The 15793-nt window shown below is 65.0% G+C and carries 11 protein-coding genes and 1 other RNA gene; 3 read left to right on the forward strand and 9 right to left on the reverse strand.

Translation table 11 applies throughout. From position 1 onward, the window contains the following. Window positions 1-47: 47 nt before the first annotated feature. The 3 genes from M1D44_RS08730 to M1D44_RS08740 all read right to left on the reverse strand — a co-directional run bounded on the left by M1D44_RS08730 (window position 48) and on the right by M1D44_RS08740 (window position 3332). Window positions 48-1097, reverse strand: coding sequence for an ABC transporter substrate-binding protein (locus M1D44_RS08730; RefSeq protein ID WP_024975980.1), 1050 nt, complete (start codon window positions 1095-1097; stop codon window positions 48-50). An 89-nt stretch (window positions 1098-1186) separates the two neighbouring features. Beyond that, window positions 1187-2395: a CaiB/BaiF CoA transferase family protein gene (locus M1D44_RS08735; RefSeq protein ID WP_024975981.1), complete on the reverse strand. Its 1209-nt coding sequence runs from the start codon at window positions 2393-2395 to the stop codon at window positions 1187-1189. 22 nt (window positions 2396-2417) lie between these two features. Continuing rightward, window positions 2418-3332, reverse strand: a complete 915-nt coding sequence (locus M1D44_RS08740) for a LysR substrate-binding domain-containing protein (protein WP_024975982.1) — start codon at window positions 3330-3332, stop codon at window positions 2418-2420. A gap of 233 nt (window positions 3333-3565) precedes the next feature. Between M1D44_RS08740 and M1D44_RS08745 the strand changes: the two genes are divergently transcribed. Further along, on the forward strand, window positions 3566-4855 hold the full coding sequence (locus tag M1D44_RS08745; RefSeq protein ID WP_428984668.1) for a carbohydrate porin: 1290 nt from the start codon (window positions 3566-3568) through the stop codon (window positions 4853-4855). Window positions 4856-4872: 17 nt separating this feature from the next. Here the strand turns inward: M1D44_RS08745 and recR are convergent, their stop codons facing one another. The 4 genes from recR to M1D44_RS08765 form a co-directional block, all read right to left on the reverse strand. After that, window positions 4873-5493, reverse strand: a complete 621-nt coding sequence (recR, locus tag M1D44_RS08750) for a recombination mediator RecR (protein ID WP_024975984.1) — start codon at window positions 5491-5493, stop codon at window positions 4873-4875. Next, window positions 5493-5792 (reverse strand): antibiotic biosynthesis monooxygenase family protein, encoded by a 300-nt coding sequence (locus M1D44_RS08755; protein ID WP_024975985.1) that lies wholly within the window; start codon window positions 5790-5792, stop codon window positions 5493-5495. The genes recR and M1D44_RS08755 overlap by 1 nt, the downstream gene beginning before the upstream one ends. Window positions 5793-5815: 23 nt before the next feature. Then, window positions 5816-6163: a YbaB/EbfC family nucleoid-associated protein gene (locus tag M1D44_RS08760; RefSeq protein ID WP_024975986.1), complete on the reverse strand. Its 348-nt coding sequence runs from the start codon at window positions 6161-6163 to the stop codon at window positions 5816-5818. Between the two features lie 85 nt (window positions 6164-6248). Next, window positions 6249-8450: a DNA polymerase III subunit gamma/tau gene (locus tag M1D44_RS08765; protein WP_316853772.1), complete on the reverse strand. Its 2202-nt coding sequence runs from the start codon at window positions 8448-8450 to the stop codon at window positions 6249-6251. A gap of 126 nt (window positions 8451-8576) precedes the next feature. Between M1D44_RS08765 and ffs the strand changes: the two genes are divergently transcribed. Further along, window positions 8577-8675, forward strand: an RNA gene (gene ffs / locus M1D44_RS08770) — signal recognition particle sRNA small type. Window positions 8676-8730: 55 nt separating this feature from the next. Here the strand turns inward: ffs and M1D44_RS08775 are convergent. Continuing rightward, complete coding sequence (locus M1D44_RS08775; RefSeq protein ID WP_316853773.1) at window positions 8731-12252, reverse strand: UvrD-helicase domain-containing protein; 3522 nt, start codon at window positions 12250-12252, stop codon at window positions 8731-8733. Further along, window positions 12249-15092: a PD-(D/E)XK nuclease family protein gene (locus M1D44_RS08780; RefSeq protein ID WP_316853774.1), complete on the reverse strand. Its 2844-nt coding sequence runs from the start codon at window positions 15090-15092 to the stop codon at window positions 12249-12251. The genes M1D44_RS08775 and M1D44_RS08780 overlap by 4 nt, the downstream gene beginning before the upstream one ends. 216 nt (window positions 15093-15308) lie before the next feature. Here M1D44_RS08780 and trxA point away from each other — a divergent pair, with 216 nt between their 5' ends. Continuing rightward, on the forward strand, window positions 15309-15635 hold the full coding sequence (gene trxA / locus M1D44_RS08785) for a thioredoxin TrxA (RefSeq protein WP_004626253.1): 327 nt from the start codon (window positions 15309-15311) through the stop codon (window positions 15633-15635). Window positions 15636-15793 lie beyond the last annotated feature (158 nt).

Below are 15793 nucleotides of genomic sequence, written 5' to 3' on the forward strand. Positions count from 1 at the left end.
CAATGCGCCCGGGCGAAACCGGGCGCGTTGCTGAAAGCCTGTCGAAATTACTTGTACTTGGCGTTTGCCTTCTGCACGAAGGCGTTGGTGAAGGTCTGGTCGAGCTTGATCTGCTTGCCCTTCACTTCCGCATCAAACTCCGACAGCGTGCGCAGTGCTGTGGCGGGGCCGTCGACGGGCATCGTGCCATCCGGCGAGATGGCCTCGCGCACCTTGTCCCACGCCGCCAGATACAACGCGCGGTCACCCAGCAGATAGGCTTCCGGCACCGTCTTGACGATGTCCGAGGGGCCCGCCTTCTGCAGCCACTTGAGCGCGCGCACCATGGCGTTGGTCATCGCCTGTGTCGTGTTCGGATTCTTCTGGATGAACGCGGTAGATGCATACAGGCAGCCGGCCGGCATGTTGCCGCCGAATACCGCCTTGGTATCGGCCAGCGTGCGGGTATCCGAGACCACGCGCACTTCATTCTTCTGCGTGAGCATCGACATCACTGGGTCCAGGTTGGCCAGGGCGTCGATTTGGCCCGCACGCACGGCGGCAATCGCCCCACTGCTCGGACCCACGCCAATGATCGACACTTCGTTCGGCTTGATGCCGGCGCGCGCCAGCACGTAGTTGACCATGATGTTGGTCGACGAACCCGGAGCTGTCACGCCGATCTTCTTGCCTTTCAAGTCGGCAATCGACTTGTAGTTGGGCATCGTCTTGTTGTTGACCGCCAGCACGATCTGGGGCGCCCGCCCTTGCAGCACGAACTCCTGGTACATCTGGCCCTTGGCCTGCAATACCAGCGTGTGCTCATACGCGCCGCTCACCACGTCGGCGCTGCCACCAACCACGGCCTGCAGGGCTTTCGCGCCACCGGCAAAGTCGACGATTTCAACGTCCAGACCTTCGTCCTTGAAGTAGCCCAGGCGCTCGGCAATCGTCAGCGGCAGGTAGTAGAACAGCGCCTTGCCGCCCACCGCGATGGTGATCTTGCTCTTTTCAGGCTTGCCCTGTGCCAGAACGGCGGGGCTGGCAGCCACCAGGCTCGTCGCGCACAGTGCTGCGCCCATCCATTTTGCCCAGCGCCCAATGACTCGTGTCCCCATGCCTGTCTCCTGTTTTGTGGCGTTCACTGCCTCGGCGGCGATCTTACCGCAACGATTTGCAACACAACATGCGGGATCGTCCTAGCTGTTTAGCTTTTGGCTTCGGCAATGATGCCTTGCGAAACCAGCGCGTCGATCTGCGCGTCGGTCAGGCCGTGGCCGCGCAGTACGTCGCGCGTGTGCTGACCCAGGCGCGGCGCGCTTGCCTGCACGGCGCCCGGCGTGGCGGAAAGCTTGGGTACCACGCCCGGCATCTCTACATCGATGCCCGACTGCGCGCGCACCGTTTCGATCACGCCGCGCGCGCGGTAGTGCGGGTCGGCGGCAATGTCGGCGACGGTGTAGATGGGGCCGCTGGGCACCTCGGCCGCATGCAGCGCGGCCAGCACATCGGCGATGGGCAGCGTGCCCGTCCAGGCGTTGATGGCGGCATCGATTTCGTCCGCCCGGGCGGCGCGGCCGTCGTTGCGGGCCAAATCGGGATCGTCGGCCAGATCTTGCCGGCCCATGTGTTGCATCAGGCGGCGGAAGATGTTGTCACCGTTGGCGGCAATCAGAACGTATTCGCCACCGGCGCAGCGGTAGGCGTTCGACGGCGCGATGCCCGGCAGCGCCCCACCCGCGGGCTGGCGAATTGCGCCGAACACGGAGTACTCCGGCAGCAGGCTCTCCGTCAGGTTGAACACGGATTCATACAGCGCCACGTCGATCACCTGCCCCTTGCCTCCGCGCGCATCGCGTTCGTACAAGGCCAGCAACACGCCTAGCGCGCCGTGCAAGCCGGCGATCGTGTCGCCAAGTGACAGCCCGGCGCGGGCAGGCGGCCGCCCCGGCTCACCGGTCAAATAGCGCAGGCCGGCCATGGCTTCAGCAATGGCGGCAAAGCCGGGTTCATCGCGTTTGGGGCCCGTCTGGCCATAGCCCGACACGCGCAGCATGATCAGTTTCGGATTAATGGCGGACAGTGCCTCATACGACAGCCCCCACTTTTCCATCGTGCCGGGGCGGAAATTCTCGATCAGGACATCGGCTTCGGCGGCCAGCTTGCGCACGACTTCCTGCCCTTCCGGCACACGCAGGTCCACACAGACGGACTGCTTGTTGCGCGACTGCGCTTCCCACCAGACTGACGTGCCCTCATGCAGCATCCGCCATTTGCGCAGCGGATCGCCCTGCCCGGGCGGCTCGATCTTGACGACCTGCGCGCCAAAGTCGGCGAGCGTCTTGGCTGCAAACGGCCCGGCAATCAGTTGCCCGAGTTCGAGCACGCGGATGTCCTGCAAAACCTGTGTCGGCATGGTTGTGTAGAAAGCGTTGAATTCAGAGTGCAGCGGGGTTGCCAAGCAGATACGTCATCAACAGGCGCGCGGAGCTGGTCAGCGCGTCGGGATCGCGCACGCCGACCAACAGGCGGCGATGCGCCCATTCGTCTTGCAGCGACACCAGTGCTAGACCCGCACCCGGCAGGCTCGATACGTGCCCTTGTGCCGCGATGCGCGGCAACACGCCCACGCCCAGGCCGGAAGCCACCATGCGGCAGACGGCTTCGAAGCTGCGCACCTGGATGCGCAGCCGCAGCGGCTTGCCCAAGCGCAGGCTTTCGTCGACCAGTTGCGCAGCCAGCGAGGTGCCCGGCGGCAGGCTGACGAAATCGAAATCCACGGCGTCGGCGAAGTGGACCTGCTTGCGCCCGGCCAATGGATGCCCGCGCGGCGTAACCAAGGCGAGATCGTCCTCGCGATAGTCGAACGATTGCAGCCCATCGCACGGCGTACCGGCCGCGAAGATGCCAAGGTCTGCCCGATTTTCACGCAGCGCGGCAACGATATCGCCGCTGTCCTGCTCTTCCAGCGCGATGCGGATGGCCGGATTGGCCAGCATGAAGGCGGCCAGGTCGTCGGCCAGGAATTGCGTAATCGATGAGGTGTTGGCCCACACGCGCACCAGCCCGCGCGTGCCGGCGGCAAAGTCCGATAGCGCACCGGCCATACGCTCGACGTCCTGCAGGATGCCCACAGCATGGCGGAAGCACGCCTGGCCGGCCTCGGTCAGCTCCACGCCGGCGGCATGCCGATAGAGCAACGGCGCGCCCACGGCTGCTTCCAGATCGGAAATCCGCTTGCTTGCCGCAGCTACAGCCAGGTGTGATTGGCGTGCCCCGGCCGAGATGCTGCCAAGCCGGGCCACCGCCACGAACAAGCCGAGGGTGACAAGATCGAAGCGGGCGAGATTCATCGTGGAAAGCTGAAGGTGGGAAATACACAACATCGGATGTGACATCGTGGCACGTTCCGTGCGTGTTTCATCCGGCCGTCACCCGCCCACGTTTAACATGGCGGACTTTTGCCGTTCCCGGATCCGAGAAAGGGATTCTAACGGCGTTCTCTCTGCTTGCTGCCATGTTGCTTCCGTTCCGTCTTGCCCGCTTGACCGCCCTGTGCGCCCTCTCCTTGAGCGCCGGCCATGCCTTGGCAACCCAAAGCAGCACAGGCGACACCGCCAGTTGGGCGATCAACGATCCCGACCGCTTTGCCGTGCATGGCCAGGCGACCTACGTGTGGCAGCACGACCTGTCGTTCCACTCGCCGTACAGCGGGCCGAACAGCCTGTCAGCCAAATCGACCACAAGCTATTCGGTCACGACGACGCTCGATCTGGGCATGCGCCTGTGGCAAGGCGCTGAAGTGCACATCAATCCGGAAATGGCGCTCGGCCAGCCTTTCTCGGGTCTGCATGGCCTGGCCGGATTCACCAATGGCGAGCTGGCCAAGACCGCCGGCCCAAACCCGACGCTCTACCGCGCACGCGCCTTCTTCCGCCAGACGGTCGGGCTAGGCGGTGGCACCGAAGACCGGGAAGCCGAGATGAACCAGTTTGCCGGCCAGGTCGACAAGCGTCGCCTGGTGTTCACGGCAGGCAACTTCTCGGTGCTGGACGTATTCGACGGCGTGACCTACTCGCATGACCCGCGCACGCAGTTCCTGAACTGGTCGTTCCTCACGCACGGCGCGTTCGACTACGCCGCCGATGCGCGCGGCTACACCTGGGGCGCTGCCCTCGAGTATTACGACGGCGATTGGGCCTACCGCATTGGCCGCTTCATCCAGCCGGAAGAATCCAACGGCCTGCCGCTGGACACGCGTATCGGCCGCCACTACGGCGACGTGTTTGAAGTGGAGCGCAGTCACACACTCGCCGGCCAGCCCGGCAAGCTGCGCGTCATGCTCTTCCGCAACAGGACCGACATGGCGCGCTACGACGATGCCCTCGCCCTTGGCCAGTCGACGGGCAGCGCACCGGACATCAGCCTCGCGCGACGCGACAACACCAAGGTGGGGATCGGCATTGGCGGCGAACAGCAGATCAACGATGACATTGGCGTCTTCGCACGCGCATCGTGGGCGGATGGCAAGACAGAAACCTACGCCTTTACGGAAATCGACCGCTCAGTGTCGTTTGGCACGCTGATAAAGGGCAGCAAGTGGGGCCGCTCGGATGACACGGTCGGGCTCGCGGCCGCCATCAACATGCTGTCGCCGGATCACCGCCGCTACCTGCAGCAAGGCGGCCTGGGCGTATTCCTGGGAGACGGCAAGCTGAACTATGCGCCCGAGCAGATCGTCGAGGCGTTCTATAGCTTCCAGGCGACCAAGCACTTGTGGATCAGCGCCGACGCGCAATGGATCCGCAACCCCGGCTACAACGCCGATCGCGGCCCTGCGGTGTTCTTCGGTACGCGCCTGCATACCGAATTCTGAGGTTCGTTTGTGCCAGCTCAGAGCTGGCGCCGATCCAGCACCGCGCGAGCAATGGTGCCCGCGTCCACATATTCCAGCTCGCCGCCCACCGGCACACCACGCGCCAGACGCGTCGCCTTGATGCCGCGCGCCTTCAACATCTCGCCGATGTAGTGGGCAGTCGCCTCGCCTTCGCTGGTGAAGTTGGTAGCAAGGATGACCTCAGCGCAGGGCCCACCCAGCGCAGGGTCAGTGGCGCGGGCCAGTAAGCGTTCGAGGTGAATCTCTTTCGGGCCGATGTTGTCCAGCGGCGAGAGCCGCCCCATCAGCACAAAATACTGGCCGCGATAGGTCAGCGTCTGCTCGATCATCATCTGATCGGCTGGCGTTTCCACCACGCACAGCACCGACGCATCGCGACGCGCATCCAGGCAGGTTTCGCAGATTTCCTGCTCGGTGAAGGTATTGCACCGGCTGCAATGCTGGATCGATTCCGTCGCCTCGGACAGCGCCTGCGCCAGTTGCGCAGCGCCCTCGCGGTCATGCTGCATCAGGTGATACGCCATCCGTTGGGCCGACTTGGGGCCGACACCCGGCAGCACACGCAAGGCTTCAACCAGCATCTGCAGCGCCGACGGCGTGCCTGGAGCGTTACGCATCACGCATGCTCCAGAACCGTCGTGTGATGCAGCACTTCCGGCATCGGGTCATAGAAATGATGCAGCAGCGCTCTCCACCGCTGGTACTCGGGCGACTGCCGAAAGCCGATGGTGTGGTCTTCCAGCGTCTGCCACTGCACCAGCAGCAGATAATCGCTGGTCTTCTCCATGCAGCGCGACAGCGACAGCGAAACGAAGCCCCGCATCGCACCGATGATGTGGCGAGCCTCATCAAAGGCCGCCTCGAAGGCAGTTTCCTGGCCGAGCCTGACGTGCAGCAGCGCGGATTCCAGCACCATGGCGCGATCCTGATGAGCGTCGTTTAGAACGGCAGCTTGAAGCCAGGCGGCAGCATGCTGGCCATGCCGCCCAGGCCGGAAGTGAGGGAACCCATCTTTTCTTGCGCGGTGGCCTCGGCCTTGCGCACGGCGTCGTTGAACGCAGCGGCGATCAGGTCCTCCAGCAGATCCTTGTCTTCGCCTTCGGCCAGCAGGCTCGGGTCGATCGACACGCGCTTCACGTCGTTCTTGCAGGTCATCACCACCTTCACGAGGCCAGCGCCGGACACGCCTTCCACCTCGATCAGAGCGAGTTGCTCCTGCGCTTTCTTCATGTTTTCCTGCATCTGCTGGGCCTGCTTCATCAGCCCGGCGATCTGGCCTTTCATCATGGTCGTTGCTCCTTGAAATGGGTCATGCAAGACGCGCCGCTCAGCGGTGCGCGCCGGTGTTCAATGTTTAGTCTTGGAATGCGATTCAGTGCGCGTGCGGTTGGATCGAACCGGGGACGACCTGCGCGGCAAAGTCCCGGACCAGCGCCTGCACAAACGGGTTGGCGGCGATGGCATCTTCGGCATTGCGTTGGCGCTCGGCGCGCTGCTCGGCATCGACAGCCGCCGCGGTGGCGCGTGCGGGTCCGATATCGCACGCCACGCGAACGGGCGTGCCGAAGTGTTCCGTCAGTGCCGCCTCCAGACGCTCGACGACGTTGGCATCGGTGAGGGGGGGCAGCGGCACGCGAAGGCGCACCGTGACGCCTTCCACGGCTGCCAACTCGCTCTGGTAAGCCAGCTGTTGGGCCAGACCGCGGATCGGCAGGCTCGCTGCCAGCGCCGGCCAATTGCCGTCGAACGTGGTAAGACCGCTGGCGCTCAGATCCGGCGGCGTAACAGCGGCTAGCGGCTCCGGGGCGACCGTCTTGGCCGGCACGGGTGCAACTGCCGGCGCCTCGATCTGTGCAGGACGTGTTGCCGGTTCAGACGCGCCGGGGCGCCCGCTCGAAGCGGAATCCCAACCGGCAAAGGCCGCGTCCATCTCTTCAAGCGACGGCGAAGCAAATTCGCCCGGCATTTCATCCCAGGGCGGCGGGCCATCATCGGCGGGCGTGGCAACTGCAACCGGCTGCTCACGGCGCTGCGGCGGAGAGGCCGCTGCCGCGGCCGGATTCGGACGCGGGCCCACAACGGGAGCAGCAGGAGCAGCAGGACGAGCCACAGGCGCAGGCGCGGCTACCGGTGCAGCAGCAGGCGCGGAAGCACCACCACGGCCACGGCTTGACGCCTGACGCGCAGCGGCCAACGCTTCCATTGCCGGCGAGCGACGCGCTGGGGCCGCAGCCGGCGTATCTGCAACCGCCGCAACGGGCGCTGGCGCCGGCGGAGTCGCCTGGTAAGTCGCACGCGGCGCCTCGACCACCGGCTCCGGACGCATCGCCACCGGCGCAACCTCAGCAACCGGTGCCGCCACAGGCGTAGTCGCCGTGACCGCTGGACGCGTCGATCCGGCCGGCGTTACCGCCAGCGGCATCGCCCGCTTCCCGCCGCCACCGCCCGAAGGCGGCGGCGCGTCCCCAGCCGACTGTCCGGGCTGGAACGCCAGCATGCGCAGCAGCGTCATCGTGAAGCCGGCGTACTCATCCGGCGCCAGCGCCAGTTCGTTCCGGCCCAGGTTGGCAAACTGGTAGAACAGTTGCACCGCCTGCGCGTCGAACCGCTCCGCAAGGCGACGTACATCGTCGGCCTCGGGCCAGTCGTCCTGCACAGCGGCGGGCACGACCTGCGCCAGCGCAATCTTCTGCAGCAGGGATGCAAGATCCTGCAGCGCGCCCGAGAAGCTCAGACTGCGCCCGGCCATCTCGTCGGCAATCTCGACGAGCGCCGCGCCGTTCTCGTCGGCCAGCGCATCGAGCAGACGCACGAGGTAGCTTTGATCAATCGCGCCAAGCATGCCGCGCACGGCAGCCTCACTCACCTCGCCAGCGCTGTACGCGATGGCCTGATCGGTAAGCGACAGTGCATCGCGCATCGAACCCTGCGCGGCGGCCGCCAACAGACGCAGCGCATTCGGCTCGTGAGCGATGCCCTCTTCGCCAAGAATGCGGTCCAGGTGAGACACGATGTGCCCCGGCGGCATCTGCTTGAGGTTGAACTGCAGGCAACGCGACAGCACCGTCACCGGAATCTTCTGGGGATCGGTCGTCGCAAGAATGAACTTGACGTGCTCGGGTGGTTCTTCCAGCGTCTTCAGCATCGCGTTGAAGGCGTGGTTGGTCAGCATGTGCACTTCGTCGATCATGTAGACCTTGAAGCGGCCGCTGGTTGGTGCGTAGACCGCGCGGTCCAGCAACTGCGCCATCTCGTCGACGCCGCGGTTGGAGGCGGCATCCATCTCGATGTAATCGACAAAGCGCCCGGCATCGATCTCGGTACAGGCGCGGCACACGCCGCACGGCTGCGCGGTGATGCCGCCCTGCCCATCCGCGCCGACGCAATTGAGCGATTTGGCAAGGATGCGCGACAGCGTCGTCTTGCCGACACCGCGCGTACCCGTGAACAGGTATGCGTGGTGCAGGCGCTGCTGTTCGAGCGCATGCGTGAGCGCTTTCACCACGTGTTCCTGACCGACCAGCGTGGTGAAATCGCGAGGGCGCCACTTGCGGGCGAGCACTTGATAACTCATGCGGCGGATTGTAGCAAAGCGAGGTGGATTTCCGACGCGGTTTCGGTGGGGTCAACCGCCATGCGCGCCGAGCGAATTGCAAGGATATTCAGGTGGGGACGTGGGAGTCGGTTACAATGGCGGTCGGACGGGCCTCCTCGCATGGTGGCGCGGTCAACCTGGTCAGGTCGGGAACGAAGCAGCCACAGCCGTTTTCCGCCAGTGCCGAGGGTCAGGCTCGTCCCCCTTCTCTTTTCCCCTCCGCATCACCCCTCCCCGTTTTTTGTCTGTGCCGCTCGCGTCAGAACAACGCGCCTTGGCTGTCGTCATGTGATGCCTGGACCGGCTTCGGCAACGATTCTAGATCGATCCATTCGCCCTGTGCGGTAGCCACGCCTGCGCGCACGGTGCGCCCTGGATACATCGGCGTGACGGCAGCCACGTAGCCGCGCAACTGATCTGCATAGGCAGCGCGTTCGACCGGCAGCAAGCGCAGCTTGTAATCGACCACCAGGACGTCGTTGCCACGTTCGATCAGGCGATCGATGCGCAACAGCGCACCGTCTGGGCCAAAAAGTTCGATCTCGTTATGCGCGGCTTCGAAGCGCGCGGGGTCGAAGACATGCGCCAGCGTCTCGGCTGAGAGCATCCGGCGCACGGCTTCGGCGGCGCGTGAGGCGTCGGCTTGCGTGACGCCGGTGGCACTGAACCAGCGCGCGATCGTCTCGGCGTCGGGCGCCTGTTCGGGCAAGCCCCGGCGTGTCAGGCGCTCAAGCACCGCATGCAGCAATTCGCCCTGTGCGACGGCGCCTTGGTCAAAAACGATATCGGCGGCGCCCTCAGCGGCAGCGCCGGCAGCACCAACACGCACCGTCACAGTCAGCGGTGCGCGGAAATCGTGATACGAGACCGCCTCCTGCCCCGCAGCGCTGACAGCCAAATCGGCTGCGCCGTCAACAACCGGAGCGGGTGACGCTACGCCTGCCGCGGCGAGCAGCGTGTACCAGCTCGCCGTGCCGTCCACCTCAGGCGCATCTCCTTCATCGACAGATTGGGCCGCCGTGGCATCACGCTTGTTTGCGACGCCGGACACGATCAGCGCTTGCCGTGCACGCGTCATCGCCACGTAGAGCAGGTTCCAGTTCTCGCGCTCGGCAAGGTCGTTTTCTTGCTTGAAAAGAGGCTCGCGCGCAAGGCCGCGCTCGGACGTCTTGCCGAACGCGGAAAAATGCGCAGGCGCTTGCGCGCCGGGCGGCCAGTCGATCAGGATGCCGGCCGTATCGACACGCGCGTCGCTGTGGTGGCTGTCGAGCAGCACGACGAACGGCGCTTCCAGCCCCTTCGAGGCATGCACGGTCAGGATCTGTACGGCATCAAGACCTTCGCTGGCGACTTCGGCGTCGATAGCATCCGGCGCGTCCGTGTCGCCCTGCGTGCCTTCGTCAGGGCTTTCATCCTCATCGCCCTGGCGGATGGCGCGCAGTTCGGCCATGAACTTCGGCAGACTCGGATAGCGGCCGCCGTCCAGATCGAGCGCGAGCTTCAAAAACGCATCCAGGTTGGCGAGCACCTGGTCGCGGTTTGTGGCCGGTGCGCGCTCGGCATAACGGCGCTTGAGTTCGCCGGTGTAGACGATGTGATCGAGCAAGTCGTGCACGGGCAGCGTGGGCGCCACCGCCAGCCAGCGCGAGAGCATGCGATGCGCGTGGCGCAAGGTGTCCGCCGCATCAGCCTGGCCGGCCAGCGCGGTCAAGCGCTCCCACCAAGTCAATGTGACCGTGCTTTCGCCAAACTGCGCCAGTGCGATGAGGTGGTCGTCCGTGGCGGCGAAGATGGGGCTGCGCAGCACATGCGCGAGCGATAAATCGGCCTGCGGCGTCATCAGAAAATCAAGCAGCGCGCACAGATCAAGCGCTTCGAGCGTAGCGAGCAGGCCGCCACGGCGCGGGCTCAGATACGGCACGCCGGCGTCGCGCAGCGCACGTTCGTAATCGGCGAGATAGCGTTTGCGGCGGACGAGCAGCTGGAAATCGCTCCACCGCACGGGGCGCTCGACGCCACCTTCTCGAATGCGCTCATTGGCGTGCAATGCGCGCAGGCAAGCGGCCACTTGGCGGCCCTCAGCATATCGCTGCGAATCGCCGGTCTCTTCGCGCGGTTCGGTGAGCGTATCCCGGGGTGCGGCTTCGTCAGCCTGCTCGGCTTCGGACACCGGCACCAGCGGCAACAGCAGCGCCTGCCCAATGGGTGCGTCCACGGCGGTACTTTGCTCGGCGTAGATGGGATAGTCGCCGCGCGCCCGCGCTTGCAGGAACACGGCATTGACCCACTCCAGCACGGCCGGTGCATTACGACGCGTGCGATTGGTACGCAGCACGGTCGCGTTGAATTCGGCGACCAGCATTTCACGCGCAGCGTCGAACAGCCGTGCATCGGCGCGCCGGAAACGGTAGATCGATTGTTTAGGATCGCCCACCAGAAACACGCTCGGCTGCGTGCCAGTGCCCGCGTAGCCTGCCAGCCAACCTTGCAGGATGCGCCACTGCATGGGGTTCGTATCTTGAAACTCGTCGAGCAGCAGATGCTTGTAGCGCGCGTCGAGCCGCACCTGCAGGTAAGCAGCTGTGTCGTCTTGCTGCATCAGGCGCGCCGCTTCCCATTCGAGATCGGTGAAATCCATCGCGCGCGCCTGGCGCTTGTACGCCTGATAGCGATCGATCAGTGCGTCGCCCAACGCAAACAATGCTGCGTTGACGGCGCGCACGAGGGCTTCCTGCCGGCGCGCCTGAATTGTCGTCAGCGCTTCGCATAGCGTGGTGTGCAAGGTCACCAGCGTTTGTGCGTGCTCGTCGCCGATGGCTTTGATGAGCGCCTTGGTCGGCTTGCAGGCGCGTGCCTTGCCGGCCTGCGTATGGAAGGCGGCGAAGAGCGCATCAAATGCTTGCGCGCGCGCGGCCTCGTCCGACACATTCGTTCCGCGCGCAGCAGTCACCGCCGACTCGATGGCCACGGCGCGCTTGCCCTCGGCCGCACCACCCTGCCCAAACCAGCCGGACACGCGCAGCATGTCGGCCAAAAACACCGCATCCTGCAGCGCTTCGATCAACGGATCGACCGTCGCATCATCGCCAAGCAGTGCGTCCAATGCATCCAGCGGACGCCCGCCGGCCTGCGTCTTGTACGCCCACCAGTCGCTGCGCTGGTGGAACATTGCATCGAGCAGGCGACCGGCCTGGAAATCGCCGACCAGATCGGCAAGCGTTTCATACGCGGCGCGCAAATCAGCATGATCTTCGGCCAGCAAGCCGCGCCAGAAAGGCGCCCAAGCTTCACGCCGCAGCCGCCCGGCATCTTCACGCAACGACGCGCCCTGCTGCACGCCAGACGACAGCGGCGCCCCGCGCAGCAACGACCCAAACCAGCCGTGGAACGTATCGATCGCCATGCGCGATGGCGATTCCAGCACGCGCGCATACAGCCCACGCGCGGTTTCAATCAGCGCCGGCGCATCGCGCTCATCCACCGTGCGCGCGATCAGCTCGCGCACGACGCCCTCATCGTCGGCACCGGCCAGTTGCGCGAGGATGTCGAGCAAACGCTGACGCATCTCTTCGGCGGCCTTGCGCGTAAACGTGATGGCGAGAATGTCCGACGGCGCGGCGCCCGCAAGCAGCAAGCGCAACATGCGAGTGACCAGCAACCAGGTCTTGCCGCTGCCCGCGCACGCTTCCACCACGACCGAGCGCTGCGGATCGCATGCGGCGCGCGAAAAGGCCTCGGGCGAGACGGCTGCGCCGTCGCGTTCGTAAGCGTGATCGCTCATGCCGCGCCCTCCGGCTCGCGGGGCGTACCTTCGGTCCAATACCCCTTGCGGCACAGGCCACGCGCCGCGCAGTAGCGGCACGCCGATTCATCACCGAAGGCCGGCAGCGGCGCACCGGCTGCGAGAGCGGTCATGTCCTTTTGCATCTGTTCGATCAACCAGTCAACGACTTGCGTGAAGTCGGGCAACGCAACGTCGCGCTTGTCGCCGCGCGCCTCGCCGTCGAGCGAAACCCAGCCGCCCGAATCTGCGCGCGCATCGAGCACGCCGTAAAACGGGAGTTGGCAATCCTCAAACGGCGTCTTGGCACGACGCACCAGCACCATTTGCGATTGCGTTTTGTAATCGAGCACTGCCACGCCGTGTTCGTCATGCACATCAATGCGGTCAATACGGCCGCGCAAGCGCAGCGGACGCTCGTCCGGCAACGTGATGGACGTATCGACTTCGACTTCACCCGCCTCAAAGCGCCAGCCATCTGCCTCACGCGCGGCCTGCCACGCCAGGTACGACGGCATCACACCGAGCCAGCGCCGATAGAAGCGCAACGCGTTGCCGTCCTCGGCCAACAGCGGACCGAACAGTTCGTCGGTAATGCTCTGCAGCAGCCCCTGACGATCGGCCGGATCGTGCATTGGCGCTTCCAGCAACTGCCGGTGAAAGCGATGCAGGATCGCGTGCAAGATCTCGCCAATGTCGCGTTTCTCCAGCTCGTCGGAAACCTCTTCCAGCTCGCCCAACCGCAGCATGCGACCGACGAAGAACTGGTACGGACAGCGGCGCAGGCTGTTGTAAGCGGCTGCACTCAACGTAGACGGCACCAGCGTCGGCGCAGCGGGCGCGGGCATGTCGGTTGGCTGGCTCGTGGTCTGCAGGCTGGGCAACGTGACTGACGTATCGATACGCACGCCGCTCACCGCCAAGCGGCGCTGCAAGCGTTCGAGCCAGCCGGAAAGGCGATGCGGCTCGCCGCGTCCGCCGTGACGTTGCCAGGTCAACACCACCTCGGGCTGATTGAGCAGCACTTCGGCCAGGTCGCGCGCCTGCTGCGCAAAGCGCTGTGCCCGGTCGGGCAAACCGAGTTCACGTCGCACGTCGTTGGAGAAGAACAGCCACTCCGGCTGCGCCGACGGCAACTGCGCATCATCGCAACCCACCACCACAACGCCATCAAACCGCCGCATGCGCGCGCCATTCAGCGGCAGGATGACAACACGCCGATCGGCAGGCGGTGAAGGCTCGCTGAAGACGGCGGACTCAAGCAGCATCGAGAGCAACGCGCGCCACTCCGTGAGCGAAAAACGCGCGCCCGCATCGGTGCTGCCATGGATGGAGGTCCGCAGGCGGTCAATCCAATCCAGCAACTGGCGGCCTGCATCGTCGTTCTGCAAACCGGTGCGCATATGCAGACGATCGAGCGTGCCTGCCAGCAGCGTTACCCATGCGTCGAGCGTGGCGCTGCCGGCACGGCGCCACAGCGCCGCCTCATCAGCCAGCACGCCCAGGCGATCGGCCAGGCGGCTAACCTTGACTTCGCCCTCGGCTTCGTTGGCGGGGCGATCGGCCACTAGCCGGCGCAACCGTCCCCAGCCACCAGAAACGTTGTGCCGGCGCACTCGGCGCTCCAGTTCGGCAACCCATGCGGGCGTGGCAGTGCCGGCGTCGGCATCGCGCAAACAGAACGGGCTTTTGATGAGATCGAGCAGCGCTGCGGTATCGCCGTCGCCCTGCACCACGTCGACCCAGCGCATAAGTGCCGCAGCGGCGCGCGTCGTGGAGAGCTTCCAGCCAGTCTCGTCGCGCACCGGCACGTTCACCCGCGCCAGCAACGCGCGAACACGCCGCGCGACGATGCGATCCTGCGCCACCAACGCCAACGAGCGGCGTCCGTCGTTCAACCAATCGACCAGCGTATGCGCAGCGAAGGCGGCTTCGTCCTCAAAGCGCGCAGCGCCGGCAATGCGCAGGGTTGGTGCGGGAATCTGCGCATCGGCAGCATCATCCGCTGCCTGGGCGGGCGTACCGCATTCGGGCCAGGCGTGCAGCAGCAGATCGCGGAAATCCGCGTGCGTGGAAGGCGCCGAAGGGGCGCCAGTTTCAGGCGCATTCCAGTCGTAGCCGATGTTGAGCACCGGCACGCGCTCGGCGGCGCGCTGCAGAAAATCCAGATCGACTGTCTCGGGATTGGTCGGGCTCATCCATACGATCGGCCCGTGCAGTTCGTCCAGCAGGCGCCGCATGGCGCGCAACCGCATTGGAATCGGGTCCGCCGCGCCCGAAAGCAACCGCCAGAACGTCAGCACGATGCGCGATTCGGTACCGAGAAAACGTTCGGACAATTGTGCGTAGATACGCTCCAACGCCTCCGCCAATGCCGACTCCAACTCGTCGGGTCGCCCATCTGCGCCACTGTGTGCTGCATCCAGCGTCAGCCAACGCTGCGACAACTCATCCGACACCGTCACGAGCACCTGCGCCACGCCCCATAGAGCGGCATCGTCCTGCGCGCCGAGGGCTTCACGCAGCCATGCCTGCGTCTTGAGGGCCTGCTGCACGGCAAGCAGCCGCGACAGCGGCGTGCGCGTGGCGGGTACACCCGCTTCGGGCTGCAAATCGAGCAGCCAATGCCCCAGCGTCAGAATGCGCGGAAGCAAACGCGGCGTGCCGGCCGCTTGCGCACTGGCATGCAGGGCACTGCGCACCCCCGGAATCTGCGCGGCTGTCGGCACAACAACGGTGGCGGTACCCGAGGATTGGGCGTGCGCATCCAGAAAGCGCCATGCAGCGTCGGCGGCACGGGAAAGGAATGCTGGGCCAGGCGCGAAGGCAAGCGTCTGCATGCGTGGGGATAAGCGATATACCGGGAATCGAAGACCTGCGGCTATCGGCGTGATAGGCAGAATCAACGGTTGAATCGGTTGAAAATGAGAGCGTGGGTACTATATCAGCAGCATCCGCGCCGACAGTGGTCCTAATACACGCCGGTTCGTGTAATCGTGTAATGTATGGGTTCGGCGCACGTCGCCAGCTTTTACGAAATAACAGAGGTTCCCGCCATGAGCGAACAGATCAAGTATGTGAGCGACGCGTCCTTCGAGGCAGACGTGCTCAAGTCCGACAAACCCGTGCTGGTCGATTTCTGGGCCGAATGGTGCGGTCCCTGCAAAATGATTGCCCCGATCCTGGACGAAGTTTCCAAGGACTACGGCGAGAAGGTGCAGATCGCCAAGATCAACGTCGATGAGAACCAGGGCGTGCCGGCCAAGTTCGGCATTCGCGGCATCCCGACGCTGATTCTGTTCAAGAACGGCGCTGTGGCCGCGCAAAAGGTGGGCGCACTGTCCAAGTCGCAACTGACCGCGTTCCTGGACAGCCATCTGTAAGCTCTTTTTCGGCTGAGGGCGACCCTTCGCGTTGCCCCTCACCCACGCTGGCGCACTTCCGCCTGGAAGCTCGCCAGCGTTGTGCTAAGATTGCAGCCAATCTGTTTCTCCGAGCGTTCGCTCGACCTTTCCCCCTCCCCCCGTTTCTCGTTTCGCCG

The sequence above is a fragment of the Ralstonia sp. SA306 genome, from assembly GCF_054792405.1.